Below are 14,594 nucleotides of genomic sequence, written 5' to 3'. Positions count from 1 at the left end.
GCCGGAGCCTTGCCCGACCCCGCATTCTAATGGGGTGGACGCCGCTACTATGCGTCGCCAGGTGTCGCTGTCAACCAAGAGGGAGGAAGGGGCCCGCGTGCGATAGACCGGGAAGCGCGCTCGCCTCAGTCCTTGATACAGACCAGCGCCTCGCCTCCGGCGAACATGCGCTTCTTGCCCTTGCAGGTGTAGCCGCCCCGGCAGTCGGCGGGGGAGGCGCAGGCGGGCAAGCAGAGACCGCCGGACTTGTTCACGCACACGCTCCCCGCGGGGCAGGCCTGGTCGCCTGCAGCGCAATAGATCGAGCACATGCCGCCGGGGAAATCTCCTTCGAGCAGACAGATGGAGCCCGTATCGCACGGCTCGGCGGGGCTGCACGTGCCGCCCACCTCGCGGCCCGTCACGCCGACGGAGCTGCCGCACCCGGCCCCGACGACCCCGGCACCGAGGACGATTCCCAGAATTAAGGCTCGCGCTACGTTCATCGCATCCTCCATCGGGCCAGGTGCGCCATCTGTCGCACCTGCGGTTTCATCGCCCCACGTCAGCGTAGCGAGCTTCGAGCGCGCGCGCACTTTTTCGCGCATGCCCGTCTTGACAGATCTGCGGCCCGTCGATCATGGTGAAAGGGTGAGCTTCGAAATGCGTCGCAACTGTAGCTGTCGCTGTCCGGGAGGGGGCCTTTTGCCCTCGGCCCGGCGCCCAGCGTAACGGCGAGCAGCGCCTCCCGCGAAGCCCGGTACCGAAGAGCAATCCCTGAGGCCCCCCACGACAGCGTGAGGGGCTTTTTTTTCGCCCGAAGGGGCGCGGCAACGGATGACGGAGAACGCGTGAACAGCTCGACCCACGACACCCGGCAGCTCGGCGCGCCCGTCGCGGATGCGCGTCCGGGGGAGGTCTGCCGGTGTAGCTGTCCGTGTCCCGGCGCGGGTCCGCCGGGGACCGGAAGCGGTCAGCGCGCGAAGGAGCAGGATCGTACCTAGCGACTGACAGCCCTCGAAGGTTCCCGAGAACGCGGCCCGCCCCTCGACGACGAGGGCGCGGGCTTTTTTTTGGCGATCGGAAGTCGGTGGGAGTGAGGCGATGAGCGCAGCCAACGTGAAACGAGCAGCTGGTCCGGTGCGCGACCTGCACCCGCCGCGGGGGGGCGAGCTCTCCCTCGAGGCGGCCGCCGCTCGGCTGCACGAATGGATCATCCGGCAGAGTCGCGGCGATTCCGGCGCCGCGGCGCTGGGAGAACGCCTTCTGCGTGGTCTGGTGGAGGTGGCCCGAAGCGCCCCGGTTCCCGGCGACGCGGCGTCTCACCTCGTCGAGCTCGAGGCGGCCCTTCGCCGCACCGAGAGGTCTCGGCGGGGTGGAGGCGTCGGTCGCCGGGGGTCGGGGCCGGGCAGCGTCTCCCTGGTCGGCGCGGGCCCCGGAGCGCCGGACCTTCTCACCCTCCGCGCCGTGGAGCGGCTGCAGCAGGCCGAGGTCGTGCTGCACGACGCGCTCGTCTCGGCCGCGGTGCTCCGGCTCTGCGCACCCGGCACGCGCCTCGTGGACGTGGGAAAGCGTCGAGGGCAGTGCCCCGTGGGGCAGGAGGCGATCGAGGCGCAGCTCGTCGCGGAGGCGCGGCGCGGTCGTCGCGTGGTCCGGCTCAAGGGGGGCGACCCCTTCGTCTTCGGACGCGGTGGCGAAGAGGCGCTGGCGCTCGCGCGACACGGCATCGCGTGCGAGGTGGTACCCGGCGTGTCGTCGGGCCTGGCGGTCCCCTCGCTGGCGGGGATCCCGCTCACGCACCGGGGACTCTCCAGCTCGGCGGTCTTCGTCACGGCGCACGAGCTCGAGAGCGCGCGACCTCGGGCGCGGCTCGCCGGGCTCGCGGCGCACGCCGAGACCCTGGTCGTCTTCATGGCCGGCGCGGAGCTCGAGGGCCTGAGGCGAGCGCTGCTCGCGGCGGGGCTCGCGGCGGACACGCCGGCGGCTGTGCTGGAGAGCGGGTCGCTCCCGTCGGCGCGGGCACACCTCGGCACCGTGGACGAGCTCGTGCGGCTGGGAGACGGACGGCGCGGCGGACCGACGCTCGTCGTCGTGGGCCCCACGGTGGCGCTCGCGAGCCAGCTCGGAGAAACAACGCAGCGACGCGCCGAGGACCAGGTCCCGCGCGAGGAGAGGAGGGCGTGATGGACCGAGACGAGGGACAGGCGATTCCCGATCCCGTCGCAGCCGCGGGGCGCGGCGTCGACGCGGCCACCGCAGAGCTCGACGCCTTCGAGGCGGAGCTCGAGCTATTTCGGCGCGGGGAGCTCCCCGAAGAGCGTTTTCGCGCCCTGCGGCTCATCTACGGCGTATACGGGCAAAGGCAGCCGGGCCGACACATGGTGCGGCTGAAGCTGCCAGCGGGGCGAGTCACCGGCGCCCAGCTCCGCGCGGTGGCCGACGCCGCCGAAGCGCACGGCAACGGCACCGCGCACCTGACGACCCGCCAGGACGTCCAGCTCTACGACGTGCCGCTCGACAGGGCGCCCGCCTTGCTGCGCGAGCTCGCCGCCGCGGGGATCACCACCCGCGAGGCCTGCTTCAACTCGGTCCGCAACGTCACGGCCTGCCCGCTCTCGGGGCTGCTCGCCGACGAGCCCTTCCCGGTGGAGCCCTACGCGGTCGCCACGGCCGAGTTCCTCTTGCGTCGCCCGGCGAACCAGCAGCTCGCGCGCAAGTTCAAGCTCGCCTTCTCGGGCTGCCCGGAGGACTGCGCCGCGACGCCGATCCACGACCTGGGCCTGCTCGGCCGGATCGTCGAGCGCGATGGAGGGGTCCGCCCCGGCTTTCAGGTGCTGGTGGGCGGTGGCCTCGGCCCGGCCCCCTATCTGGCCCAGGTACTGACGGACTTCGTCCCCGTGGAGGAGCTCCTCCCGACGGTGGCGGCGGTCCTCCGCGTCTACGCCGCGCACGGCAACCGCCGGAACCGCAACCGCTCCCGCCTGAAGTTCGTGGTGGCCAAGCTCGGCATCGAGGCCTTCCGCGAAGCGGTCGCCCACGCCCGCGCGACCCTCACGCGCGCCGAGCTGGCGGACGCCGAGCTCCTCGACCACGTGCCTCGCGAGAGCGCTCCTCTCGTGCGGCGACACCTGGACGGGCTCGTCACCCTGCCGCCCCCTCGCGCGGACTGGGCGCCGGAGCCCGCCGAGACGGAGGGTCAGGACCCTCCCTTCCCCTCGTGGCAGCGGCTGGCCGTGCGCGCCCATCGCGACCCGGAACGCGCCCTCGTCACCGTGCAGGTCCCCCTGGGCGACCTGTCCGCCACCACGCTGCGGGCGATCGCCGAGCTCGTGACGCGCTTCAGCGCCGACGAGGCGCGCCTCTCCATCGACCAGAACCTCGTCCTCCCGCACGTCGCGCGCGTGGAGCTCGTCCCGCTCTATCAGGCCCTCACTCGCCTCGGACTCGGCGAGCCGGCCGCGGGGACGGCGCTGGACGTGACCGCCTGCCCGGGGGCCGACACCTGCAACCTGGGCCTGACTTCGTCGAAGGGCCTGGCGCGCGCGCTTCGCGAGGAGCTCGAGGCCTTCGCCCGGGAGGGCGGCCTCGCGTCGCTTCGCGGCGTGTCGATCAAGGTGAGCGGCTGCCCGAACGCCTGCTCGCAGCACCACGTGGCCAGCATCGGGCTCCACGGCGCCGTCGGACGGCTCGGCGAGCGTCAGCTCCCGGTCTACCAGCTCCTCCTCGGCGGCCGCGCGGACGGTGCTCGCGCCCGCCTCGCGCGTCGCTCGCTACGCATCCCGGCGAAGCGCGTTCCGCCGGCCGTGGGGGCCCTGCTGCGCTTCTTCCTCCAGCAGCGGCGCCCCGACGAGACCTTCGCGGAGTTCGCCGAGCGCCTGCCGGAGCGGACCCTCGACGACCTGCTCCGTCCGTTTGCCGACCTCCGCGCGGCGGGGGAGCGGGCCGAGTTCGACTGGGGACAGGCGACCCCATTCGGCACGCAGGACCTCGGCGCCGGCGAGTGTGCCAGCGGGGGCTTCGACGCGAGCGCGAACCTCCTCGACGCCGTGCGCGCCGAGCTCGCGCAGGCCGAGCGCCTCCTCGCGAGGGACCAGCTCGCCGACAGCCTGGTCACGCTGGGGCGAACCCACTACAGCCTCGCGCGCACGCTCCTCGAGGCGGTGGGGCGCCGCCCCGAGTCCGACTACGAGACGGAGTGCGAGCTCCGCGCGCACCTCATCGACCGCGGCCTGCTCTCCGAGGCCTGGAACGCGCTGCAGAGCGCAACGGCGGACCTCCTTCGCCACCGGCACCCGGATCGCGAGGCGGTGCAGGCCCTGTCCCGCGAGACGCACGCGGTGCTCGCGGAGGCCATCGCCGCGCTCCCCCGGCTCGTCGGGCAGCGGGCCCTGGCCGGCGCGGGACCGCCCTAGGAGGTGGTCCGGAGGAGCTACGACGAAGCGCTAGCGACCATGAAGGTGAACCCGTTGAACGAACCGCGAGACCACGCAGAGAGGACACGAGAACAGATGACCCTGGATGTTGCCGACGACCTGGCCGAGCTGGCGCTCGAGATCGACCAACTCCGCGCCGAGGAGGTGCTGAAGTGGGCGCTCGAGCGCTTTCACCCGCGCATCGGCTTCGCCTCGAGCTTCGGCGCCGAGGACGTGGTGGTGATCCACCTGCTGGCCCAGCTCCGGCAGGACGTACGTATCTTCACCCTCGACACCGGGCGCCTCCACGAGGAGACCTACGACGTGATGGAGCGGATCCGCGCGCGCTACGGCGTGACGATCGATATCTACTTTCCCGACCAGGCGGAGGTGGAGACGCTCGAGCGGACCAAGGGGCTCTACTCCTTCCGCCAGAGCCTCGAGGCGCGCAAGGAGTGCTGCCGCATCCGCAAGGTGGAGCCGCTGCGGCGCGCGCTGGGCCCGCTCGACGCCTGGATCACCGGCCTCCGGCGCGAGCAGGCCGTCACCCGCGGCAGGCTCGCCAAGCTCGAGCAGGACCTGACGCTCCCGACGGGGATCTGGAAGGTCAACCCGATCGCCGACTGGACCCAGGATCAGGTCTGGGACTTCATCAAGGCCCACCACGTACCGTACAACGCGCTCCACGACCGGAATTTTCCGTCCATCGGCTGTGCCCCGTGCACGCGCTCCGTCGCGCCGGGCGAGGACGTTCGCGCCGGGCGCTGGTGGTGGGAGACCCCCGAGCAGAAGGAATGCGGCCTCCACGGCGCCGACCGCAACAAGCGCGTCACCGGGAAGCTGAAATCGATCTGATCCCTGGTCCTGCGACCGTGGCGGCCGCACCGCTGGCACGTGGCGCATGGCGCCACCACCCTCGACGATTTTCGAAGACCCCACGCCCCCCTGAGCAGTGCCCTGGCCCTGCGATCCGGCGGGGATACGCACCGGCACGCCGGGGCCCGCCACTTGCTCAGGGGTGCGTCCCAGAGACGTCCCACTCCCCAGCCGTGGAGCCCTGTATGGTCCGTGCATCGACGCGCCGCCGGTTGCGTCCCCTGTTCGTTGCGCTCGCGCTCGCTCCCTTCGCCGGGTGTGCGGGCCCGGACGCCCCTCCCTGGTCGACCGTGTTTCAGGACGGCAAGGCCGACGCTCCGCCCCCCTGTTCGGCGGGCGAGCAGCTCTACGGCGTCACGACGAACACCATCGGCTTCCGCGCCGAGCCGAGCACCGAAGCGGCGCGAAAGACCTACCTCACGCGCGGCTCGGAGCTGCTCATCGACGGCTACCGCCCGACCGGCGGGACCTACAACTCCAACGCCGGGCCGTCGACCGAATGGCTCCACGTCTGGTTCCGGGGAGAGCCGGGCTGGGCCGCCGCGGCGTGGATCGAGTACCGCGGCTGCCGCGTGGCGGAGAAGCCGCCGACCCCGGGTGAGCCGCTCGCCTGCGACGCCGGCCTCGCGCAGCTCGCCTACGTGCGGAACGTCGACGACGCGACCCTCCGCGTGCGCTCCGAGCCGAAGGTGGACGGGGAGCTGCGGATGGAGTTTCGCACGGGAGCCGCGGTGCGGCTGACGGGCAAGGCCGTCGAAGGGGGCAGCTACGTCGGACCGAACGGGGCGACGCGCTCCGACTGGCTCCCGGTCGAGAACCCCGACGGGACCAGGGGCTTCGCCGCCGCGGCCTTCCTGGCCGTCGACACCGCGTGCCGGCCGAGGGGGCGCGAGCAGGCCAAGCTGCAGAAGGCCTCGCACGTCTGGGCCGAGTATGTGTGGGCCGTGGCGCGCGACAAGGTGTACCCGCTGAAGGAATCCACCGTGGCCATCGCCGCGCGCGAGCTGGACGGCAAGGTCCTCGCCCCCGGACAGACCTTCTCGTTCAACGAGGCGAGCGGCCTGAACCGCCCCCGCTACGGCCGGGCCTGCACGAGCCACGAGTCCTGTCCCCCGAGCCAGGTCTGCGCGAGCGGCTCCTGCGCCCTGTTCAACGACGGGTGGTCCACGACCAGCCGCTGGGTCTACGCCGGTGGCGTCTGCGGCATGGCCACCACCGTCTACCGCGCGTCGCTCCTCTCGGGGCTGCCGATCCTCGAGCAGTGGACCCACGGCATCTTCTACTGGAGCAACCTCTTCCCCGGCGTGGACGCCGAGGTGTGGTCCCCGACCCAGGACTTCCAGTTCCGCAACGACACGCCCGACACGACCTTCGTCGTGCAGTCCTTCAGTCAGATCGTGGACGGCGCTACCCCGGAGATGCGCACCGTCGTGCGCCTGGTCGGCACGACGGCTCCCGACCGCGAGGTGAAGGTCGGTCCCCTCTCGTTCAACGCGCAGGGGCGAAACGGCAACGGCGGCATGGGGCGCTACGAAGTGCGCCGCACCGTGACCCGGAAGGAGGCGGCCAAGCCCGTCGCGGTGAAGGGCAACCTGAGCCTCACGGTCGAGAACACCGTCGAGAGCTGGCTCTTCTACAGCAAGTACGGCGACCAGCAGGGCTGGCGCCCGCCGCTCGACTGGTCGCTGACGCCGCCGCTGCTGCCCCCCCCGGCGCCACGCAAGTCCAACGTCCCGGAGTGACCCGCAGCGACTCTGCCCTTTGATCGCACCTCGCGCGCCGCTTCGGGGTAACGTCACGCCACCGTGAAGCCTCCCGACGACGCCCCCACCCGGCATCCCCCAGGGCTCTACGTCCTCTTCTTCGCCGAGATGTGGGAGCGCTTCAGCTTCTACGGCATGCGCGCCCTCCTCACGCTCTACCTCACCAAGCAGATGGGCTACAGCGACGAGGCGGCGTACGCGGTCTTCGGCGCCTACGGCGCGCTCGTCTACGCCTTCCCGGTCGTGGGCGGCCTGCTCGCGGACCGGCTGCTCGGCTACCGGCTGGCCATCGTGCTCGGCGGCCTGCTCATGGCCGTCGGCCACTTCGTCCTCACCTTTCCCTCGGAGCTGACCTTCTTCGCCGCGCTGGCGCTGATCTGCCTCGGCAACGGCTTCTTCAAGCCGAGCATCTCCAGCCTGGTGGGCGCGCTCTACGAGCCGGGGGACGAGCGGCGCGACGGAGGCTTCACCATCTTCTACATGGGGATAAACCTCGGCGCGTTCCTGGCGCCGATCCTGTGCGGCACCCTGGGCGAGACCTTCGGGTGGCACTACGGCTTCGGCCTGGCGGGGGTAGGCATGCTCTGCGGCCTGGCCTGGTTTCTCCTCGGGCGCCGCAAGCTCGAGGGGCACGGGCTCCCCCCGGACACCGAGCGCCTGACCCGCAGCGTGGCGCTCGGCGTGGGCCGTCTGCACCTCGTGCTCCTCGGCGTGCTGGCGACAGTCCCCGTGGTCGCCCTCGGGCTGAAGCACAACCACTACGTGGGGTGGGTCCTCTACGGCGTCGGCGCGGTCGTGCTGACCGCCCTCCTCCGCATGGCCTTCTCGAGCGACCGCGTGCAGCGCGACCAGCTCCTGCTGGTGATCGTGCTCATCGCCTTCGACGTGGCCTTCTGGTCCTTCTTCGAGCAGGCCGGCAGCTCGCTGACCCTCTTCACCGAGCGCAACGTGGACCGCGTGGTCCTCGGCTACGAGCTCAAGACCTCGCAGTTCAACGCGGTGAACTCCCTCTTCATCGTGGCTCTCGCCCCGCTCTTCGCCGGCCTCTGGCGGAGGCTTCAGCACGTGGGGCGAAACCCCTCCATCCCGATGAAGTTCTCCCTCGGGATCGTCCAGGTGGGCCTCGGCTTCGCATGCCTCGTCGTCGGCGCGCGGCTGGCCGGCCCCGACGGGCGGTCGGCGGTGGTCTGGCTCATCCTGACCTATCTCGTGCACACCACCGGCGAGCTCTGCATCTCTCCCGTCGGCCTCTCGGCCATGACCAAGCTGGCCCCCGAGCGCGCCGTGGGGACCGTGATGGGGGCCTGGTTCCTCTCCTTCTCCTTCGCCGAGCACCTCGGGGCCGGGATCGCGCGCCTCACCGCCGGCGCGGGGGGCGCGGGAACGGGCGCCGCCCTCTCCCCCGCGCAGAGCCTCGGCGTGTACGCGCACGTCTTCACACAGATCACGTGGGCCGGGGTCGGCATCGGGCTCTTGCTCGCAGTGCTCACGCCGCTGCTCAAGCGCCTGACCCACGGCGTGGAGTAGGCCTACTCCGCGTCGGGCTGGGCCTCGGGCGCGGCCTGCTGGAAGGCGGGCAGCGCGCGGCACAGCTCGTCGATGCGCCCGATCGTGGGGTACGGCTCGAGCGGGCAGCCGAAGCGGCGCGCGTTGTAGACCTGCGGTACGAGGCACACGTCGGCCAGGGTGGGCGCGTCCCCGTGGCAGAAACGCCCCGTGGCAGAACTACGCGCGAGCTCCGCCTCGAGGGCCTCGAAACCCACGGCCACCCAGTGGTGATACCAGGCGTCGCGCTGCTCCTGGCTCGCGCCGAGCTCGTCCTTCAGGTACTTGAGGACCCGCAGGTTGTTCAGCGGGTGGATGTCGCACGCCACGGTCAGGGCCAGACCCCGCACCCGCGCTCGACCGGCCGCGTCCGCCGGCAGAAGCGGCGGCTCGGGATGGGTCTCGTCCAGGTATTCGAGGATGGCCAGGGATTCGGTGAAGAGGTGGGGCCCGTCCGAGAGGGCCGGAATCAGCCCGAGCGGGTTCACGGCCCGGTAGGCCACCTTGTGTTGCTCGCCGCCGTTGCGCAGAAGATGCACGGGTTCGAGCTGGACCTCGAGGCCCTTGAGCGCCAGGCCCAGGCGTACGCGATAGGCCGCCGAGCTACGAAAGTAGGTGTAGAGCTTCACGGGAATCCTTTCTGCGGAAAGACGCGCTCTAGCCTTCCTGCCCACCCAAGGTCAAGGGGCCGCTGGCCACGGGCACGTTCCCGGGTATTCTTCGGCATCATGGAGCGCCTATTCGGAGGGCACAGCGAGGGCGCGTTTCTGCGCTCCGTCCTCGAGGCCGCCCCCGACTTCATCCTCGTGGTCAGCCGCGCCCACGAGATCCTGTGGGTCAATCGCCTCTATCCAGGCCTCGAACACTCCCAGGTCATCGGGAGCAGCATCTACAACTTCGTCGAGCCCGGCTTCGCCGACACGGTGCGCGCCGTGCTCGAGCGCATCGCCGCCACCGGCCGGCCCGGCAGCTGGGAGACGGAGGGCATCGGCCCGCACGGCACGATGCACTACTACCTTTGCCGGGCCGCGCCCATCCGGAGCGACCGCGAGCTGGTCGGGTTCACCATCATCGCCACCGACGTGACCGACCGGAAGCTGGCCGAGCTGGCGGTGCGCGAGAGCGAATCCATCCAGCGCATGGTGCTCGAGGCCTCGGAGATGGGGGTCTGGAGCTGGGAGATCGAGCCGGACGTGGTCCATTGGGACGACCGGCTCTACGACCTCCACGGGATTTCCCGCGGACGTCCCATCACCGCCGCCGATTTCTTCCGCGCCGTGCACCCCGACGACCGACAGAAGGCCCAGCTCCTCGTCGAGCAAGCGCTCGCCACCGGTTCCTACGACGACCTCCGCTGCCGCGTGGTGCGCCCCGACGGCTCGGTACGCTGGATCCACTGCCAGGCCGTCCTGCGCCGCGACGCCGAGGGGCGCCCGGTCCGGCTGGTCGGAGGCGCGACGGACATCACCGCCCAGGTGCGCCTCGGCCAGCAGCTCGACGAGGCGCGGCGACTCGAGGCCATCGGCCGGCTGGCAGGTGGTGTGGCCCACGACTTCAACAACCTCCTGACGGTCGTGATCGGCGGCATCGAGCTGGCCCGCGGCGGCCCGCAGGCCCCCCTGCCCCAGGCGCCGGCCCTCGACGACGCGCTCGACGCGGCGAAGCGGGCCGCGAGCCTGACGCGACAGCTCCTGGCTTTCGCCCGAAGGCAACCGATCTCCCCCCGCGACACGGACCTCAACCGCACGATTCGCGAGTTCGAGCCCCTCGTGCGGCGTTTGCTCGGCGAAGGCGTCGAGCTGGAGCTCGAGCTGTCCCCCGAGCTCTGGCCCGTCCGCATCGATCCCGCGGGGCTGGAGCAGGTGCTCCTCAACCTGGTGATGAACGGTCGCGACGCGATGCCCCTCGGCGGGCGCCTGCGCATCGGCACGCGCAACGTGCCGTCCACCGCCGATGGAGCAGCTGGAGCGGCCGAGGTGCCGCCCGTCGCCCCCGATGTGCCGCACGTGCGTCTCACGGTCAGCGACTCGGGCGAGGGGATGACGGACGAAGTCCGGGCGCGCATCTTCGAGCCCTTCTTCACCACCAAGCCCGTGGGGGCCGGCACCGGCCTCGGACTCGCGACCGTTTACGGCATCGTGACCCAGCACGGCGGGACCATCAGCGCTACCAGCACCCCGGGAGGAGGCACCACCTTCCACGCCTGTCTTCCGCGCGCCGAGCGAGCGCCCGAGCTGCGTGACGACGCGCCCGCCCCTCCCCAGCCGTCGGCCCGCGGCGACGAGACCGTCCTCGTCGTCGAAGACGACCCGGTCGTGCGGAGCGTCGCCACGCGCACCCTGGTCCGACTGGGCTACCAGGTCCTGCAGGCCGGGAGCGGGGCCGAGGCGCTGGTCGTGGCAGCGAACCACCCCGGGCACATCCACCTGCTCCTGACCGACGTGGTCATGCCCGGCCTCGGAGGACGCGAGCTCGCGTCGCAGCTCTCCGTGCGCTGCCCCGAGCTGCGGGTGCTCTTCGCCTCGGGCTACCCGGACGCGATCCTGACGCATCACGGGGTCCTCGCCGAAGGGGTCGACTTGCTCCCCAAGCCTTTCGGGCCGGCCGAGCTCGCCTCGGCCGTGCGGGGCGCCCTGGACCGTTAGGCGGCCTCGGCGCCGGCGTAGCGCTCCACGATCTGATCGATCGCCCCGAAGATCGATCGCCCCGCCCCGTCGAGCATCTCGATCCGCACGCGATCTCCGAAGCGCAGAAAGGGGGTCCGGGGGCTGCCGTGCGCAAGCGTCTCTCGCATGCGCCGCTCGGCCACGCACGACGACCCGCGGCTCGGGTCCCGATTGGCCACCGTCCCCGACCCCACGATGGTCCCCGCCGCGAGGCGCCGCGTGCGCGCGGCGTGGCTCACCAGCCTCGGGAAATCGAAGGTCATGTCCTCCCCCGCCTCGGGAGCGCCGAAGAGCTCGCCGTTCAGGAAGGTGCGGAGCGGCAGATGCACCTTCGCCCCGTCCCACGCCGCGCCGAGCTCGTCCGGAGTGACCGCCACGGGCGAGAAAGCGCTCGTGGGCTTGCTCTGGAGGAAGCCGAAGCCCTTGGCCAGCTCGGCCGGGATGAGCTGACGCAGGCTCACGTCGTTGACGAGCACGACCAGGCGCAGGTGCGACGCCGCCGCGGCGGCCGAGACGCCCATCGGGACGTCGTCGGTGATCACCGCCACCTCGGACTCGAAGTCGATCCCCCAGGCCTCGTCAGCGAGCGAGATGGGGTCCCGCGCGCCGAGAAAGCCGTCGGAGCAGCCCTGGTACATCAGCGGGTCGGTCCAGAGATCGGGCGGCAGCTCGGCCCCGCGCGCCTTGCGCACCAGCTCGACGTGCGTGACGTACGCGCTGCCGTCCACCCACTGGTAGGCTCGCGGCACCGGGGCCGCGAGCGCGTCGAGCTCCAGCGCGAAGACCCCCGGCAGCTCCGGCAGGCGCACCGCCACCGCCTCGAGCCGCGGGGCCGTGCGCTCCCAGTCGTCGAGAGCCGCCTGCAAGGTGGGCGCGATCTCCGGCACGGCCACCGCGCGCTGGAGCGAGCGATCCACGACCACCAGGGTCCCGTCCCGGCCGCCCTGCTTCAACGTTCCGAGCTTCATGCGTCGCGCTCCCGTACCTCGCCCGCCTCCCAGTACGACGGCGCGGGCGCGCCGTTTCCCCCACACCCGGGTATTCTTCACGGACCATGCCACGTCTAATCGCCCAGCGCGTGCGGGCCACCCTCGACGGCCTCTGGACGCACCTCACCTGGAGCCCCGACTCCGACCAGACCGTGCCGCTGGCGCTCGAGACGTGGGCCGCCGAGCGACCCGCGGACCCCTTCCTCTGGTTCGAGGGCCGAACGCTGAGCGTGGGCGAGGTGAACCGCCGCGTGAATCAGCACGCCCACGCCTACCGCTCGCTCGGTCTCGCCGCAGGAGACGTCGTGGCGCTGCTGCTCGAAAACCGACCCGAGTACATCTACCACTTCTACGGCCTGGCCAAGCTCGGGGTGGTGGCCGCGCTGCTCAATCCCCGCGCGGGAGGCCCTCATCTTTTGCACACCTTGACGGCGAGCGGCGCGCGCCTCCTCGTGGCCGGCGATTCGGAGCTTCAGGCACTCGGCCAGACCTCGACCTCGTGGTCGGCGGTCCCGCTCCCCCTCGGTATCGCCCTCGACGCGGAGCGGCCCGGCACCCACGCCTATCGCGACTGGGCCTCGTTGGTCGAAACCCAACCGGACCACGACCCCCACGAGACGCGCGGCCGACGCCTCGGACATGTGATGGCCTACATCTTCACGAGCGGCACCACCGGCCTGCCCAAGGCGGCCGTCGTGAAGCACCATCGCTTCTACCGCGCCGGCAAGCTCCTCGGCGGCCTCGTCCCCGTCACCTCGGCCGACTGCATCTACGATTGCCTGCCCCTCTATCACGCGAGCGGCAACGCGGTGGGGCTCTCGCTGGCCGTCACGCAGCGGGCCCGCCTCGCGCTGGCGCGCCGCTTCTCGACCCGTCAGTTCTGGGCCGACTGCGCCGCCTCGCAGGCCACGCTCTTCGTCTACATCGGCGAGATCTGCCGCTACCTCTACCAGAGCCCGCCGAGTCCGCACGACCGCGCGCACGCGGTCCGGCGCATGGTCGGCAACGGGCTGCGCGCCGACATCTGGGACCCCTTCTGCTCCCGCTTCGGCATCGAGAAGGTCGTGGAGTTCTACGGCGCCACCGAGGGAAACGCCGAGACGGCCAACGTCCTGGGCACCTCGGGCTCCTGCGGCGTGCTCCTCCCCGGACGCATGGCCCTCGCACGCTACGACGTGGAGCGGGCTGAGCTCCTGCGGAACCGACGCGGCTTCTGCGAGCCCTGCCCCGCCGGGGAGCCGGGCCTGCTCCTCGGCGCCATCGGCCCGCGAAACGAGTTTGCCGGCTACGCCGACCGCGGCGCCACCGAGCGCAAAGTGCTGCGCGACGTCTTCCGCGCGGGCGACGCCTGGTACGACACCGGGGACCTGCTCCGCCGCGACCGGCTCTATCGCCTCTACTTCGTGGATCGCCTCGGCGACACCTTCCGCTGGAAGGGGGAGAACGTCTCCACGCAGGAGGTCGCCGAGGCCTTGCGCGGCGTGGCCGGCGTGATGGACGCCACGGTGTACGGCGTCGTCGTGCCGGGGACCGAGGGACGGGCCGGCATGGCGGCGGTCGTCCTCGACGGCCCGTTCGACCCCGGCGGCCTCTTCGCCGCGCTCTCGGAGCGGCTCCCCGCCTACGCCCAGCCGCGCTTCTTGCGGCTCGTCAAGGAGCTGGACCTCACGGAGACCTTCAAGCACCGCAAGCAGCGCCTGCAGCAGGAGGGCTTCGACCCGGCCCGCGTCGAAGATCCGCTCTACGCGTGGGACAAGGAGCACCGCACCTACGCGCCGCTCACGACGGAGGTGCTACAGGCCCTCGCCGCCGGACGGTGGCCGATGTGAGCGTGGTGTTGTTGTGTTCGTGCAAGGGCATCGCTTGACGTTAGACCGGCGCGCTGCTAGTATTAGCCCTATTCATAATGGCACGCAAATGCAAATCCTCCTCGGGAGATGAGCGGTTCTCGGGCACGCGTCGGCCGGCGGGTTCTGTGAAGCAGCTGCCGTTGCCTATGCGGGAGGCGACGGGGTGGGGTGGGAAGCGGACGGGCGCGGGGCGCAAGAAACGGCCCGGGAGCGGACTGCCGCATCGCCCGCGACCGCTCCTGGCCAGCCGGTTTCCGGTGCACGTCACGATGAAGGTGGTGGAGGGGCTACCGAACCTGCGGAGCAAGAAGCAGCTGCGCGCGATCGAACACGCGTTCGTGAAATCGGCGGGGCGGTTCGGCATGAACCTCGCGCACTACTCGATCCAGAGGAATCACCTGCACCTCGTGACGGAGGCCAAGGACCGGGAGGTGCTGATGCGAGGCCTGCGCGCGCTGGCGATCCGGCTCGCGCACGCGGTGAATCGCGCCATAGGCCGCAAGGGGCGGGTGTT

At 71.5% G+C, this 14,594-nt stretch carries 12 protein-coding genes; 9 read left to right on the top strand and 3 right to left on the bottom strand.

What is annotated here, in order from left to right; all coding sequences use genetic code 11:
• Positions 1 to 125: 125 nt before the first annotated feature.
• Positions 126 to 485: a hypothetical protein gene (locus IT371_04460; GenBank protein ID MCC6746886.1), complete on the bottom strand. Its 360-nt coding sequence runs from the start codon at positions 483 to 485 to the stop codon at positions 126 to 128.
• 345 nt (positions 486 to 830) lie between these two features.
• On the opposite strand from IT371_04460, the gene IT371_04455 reads away from it, so the two are divergent.
• The 6 genes from IT371_04455 to IT371_04430 all read left to right on the top strand — a co-directional run bounded on the left by IT371_04455 (position 831) and on the right by IT371_04430 (position 8,557).
• Positions 831 to 983: a hypothetical protein gene (locus IT371_04455; GenBank protein ID MCC6746885.1), complete on the top strand. Its 153-nt coding sequence runs from the start codon at positions 831 to 833 to the stop codon at positions 981 to 983.
• A gap of 115 nt (positions 984 to 1,098) precedes the next feature.
• On the top strand, positions 1,099 to 2,163 hold the full coding sequence (gene cobA / locus IT371_04450) for a uroporphyrinogen-III C-methyltransferase (GenBank protein MCC6746884.1): 1,065 nt from the start codon (positions 1,099 to 1,101) through the stop codon (positions 2,161 to 2,163).
• The gene (locus IT371_04445; GenBank protein MCC6746883.1) at positions 2,163 to 4,391 is read left to right on the top strand and encodes a nitrite/sulfite reductase; all 2,229 of its coding nucleotides are present in this window, start codon (positions 2,163 to 2,165) and stop codon (positions 4,389 to 4,391) included. The genes cobA and IT371_04445 overlap by 1 nt, the downstream gene beginning before the upstream one ends.
• Positions 4,392 to 4,487: 96 nt before the next feature.
• On the top strand, positions 4,488 to 5,246 hold the full coding sequence (locus tag IT371_04440) for a phosphoadenylyl-sulfate reductase (GenBank protein MCC6746882.1): 759 nt from the start codon (positions 4,488 to 4,490) through the stop codon (positions 5,244 to 5,246).
• Between the two features lie 206 nt (positions 5,247 to 5,452).
• Positions 5,453 to 7,009 carry a VanW family protein gene (locus tag IT371_04435; GenBank protein ID MCC6746881.1) on the top strand — a complete coding sequence of 519 codons (1,557 nt, stop codon included), beginning with the start codon at positions 5,453 to 5,455 and terminating at the stop codon, positions 7,007 to 7,009.
• Positions 7,010 to 7,138: 129 nt separating this feature from the next.
• Entirely contained in the window at positions 7,139 to 8,557 is a 1,419-nt protein-coding gene (locus IT371_04430; GenBank protein ID MCC6746880.1) for a peptide MFS transporter, read from the top strand.
• Between the two features lie 2 nt (positions 8,558 to 8,559).
• Here IT371_04430 and maiA read toward each other — a convergent pair whose 3' ends face one another.
• Positions 8,560 to 9,204: a maleylacetoacetate isomerase gene (maiA, locus tag IT371_04425; GenBank protein MCC6746879.1), complete on the bottom strand. Its 645-nt coding sequence runs from the start codon at positions 9,202 to 9,204 to the stop codon at positions 8,560 to 8,562.
• Between the two features lie 99 nt (positions 9,205 to 9,303).
• Here maiA and IT371_04420 point away from each other — a divergent pair, with 99 nt between their 5' ends.
• A complete protein-coding gene (locus tag IT371_04420) occupies positions 9,304 to 11,220 on the top strand; it encodes a PAS domain S-box protein (protein ID MCC6746878.1) in 1,917 nt (638 codons plus the stop codon).
• Here the strand turns inward: IT371_04420 and IT371_04415 are convergent.
• The gene (locus IT371_04415) at positions 11,217 to 12,209 is read right to left on the bottom strand and encodes a fumarylacetoacetate hydrolase family protein (protein ID MCC6746877.1); all 993 of its coding nucleotides are present in this window, start codon (positions 12,207 to 12,209) and stop codon (positions 11,217 to 11,219) included. The genes IT371_04420 and IT371_04415 overlap by 4 nt on opposite strands.
• A gap of 86 nt (positions 12,210 to 12,295) precedes the next feature.
• On the opposite strand from IT371_04415, the gene IT371_04410 reads away from it, so the two are divergent.
• Positions 12,296 to 14,059 carry a long-chain-acyl-CoA synthetase gene (locus IT371_04410; protein MCC6746876.1) on the top strand — a complete coding sequence of 588 codons (1,764 nt, stop codon included), beginning with the start codon at positions 12,296 to 12,298 and terminating at the stop codon, positions 14,057 to 14,059.
• Positions 14,060 to 14,226: 167 nt separating this feature from the next.
• On the top strand, positions 14,227 to 14,594 hold a 368-nt coding region (locus IT371_04405; GenBank protein MCC6746875.1), incomplete at its 3' end, for a hypothetical protein.

Source organism: Deltaproteobacteria bacterium, assembly GCA_020848905.1.
Taxonomy (GTDB): domain Bacteria; phylum Myxococcota_A; class Polyangia.
The sequence above is the reverse complement of the archived record's forward strand: the minus strand, read 5'-3'. Positions and strand labels throughout refer to the sequence as shown.

What these genes read in the sequence shown, in the direction of transcription:
- IT371_04435 (MCC6746881.1), top strand. Translation starts at nt 5,453, where the DNA reads ATGGTCCGTGCATCGACGCGCCGCCGGTTGCGTCCCCTGTTCGTTGCG.
- IT371_04440 (MCC6746882.1), top strand. Translation starts at nt 4,488, where the DNA reads ATGACCCTGGATGTTGCCGACGACCTGGCCGAGCTGGCGCTCGAGATC.
- IT371_04430 (MCC6746880.1), top strand. Translation starts at nt 7,139, where the DNA reads ATGTGGGAGCGCTTCAGCTTCTACGGCATGCGCGCCCTCCTCACGCTC.
- IT371_04445 (MCC6746883.1), top strand. Translation starts at nt 2,163, where the DNA reads ATGGACCGAGACGAGGGACAGGCGATTCCCGATCCCGTCGCAGCCGCG.
- IT371_04460 (MCC6746886.1), bottom strand. Translation starts at nt 485, where the DNA reads ATGAACGTAGCGCGAGCCTTAATTCTGGGAATCGTCCTCGGTGCCGGG.
- IT371_04420 (MCC6746878.1), top strand. Translation starts at nt 9,304, where the DNA reads ATGGAGCGCCTATTCGGAGGGCACAGCGAGGGCGCGTTTCTGCGCTCC.
- IT371_04410 (MCC6746876.1), top strand. Translation starts at nt 12,296, where the DNA reads ATGCCACGTCTAATCGCCCAGCGCGTGCGGGCCACCCTCGACGGCCTC.
- IT371_04415 (MCC6746877.1), bottom strand. Translation starts at nt 12,209, where the DNA reads ATGAAGCTCGGAACGTTGAAGCAGGGCGGCCGGGACGGGACCCTGGTG.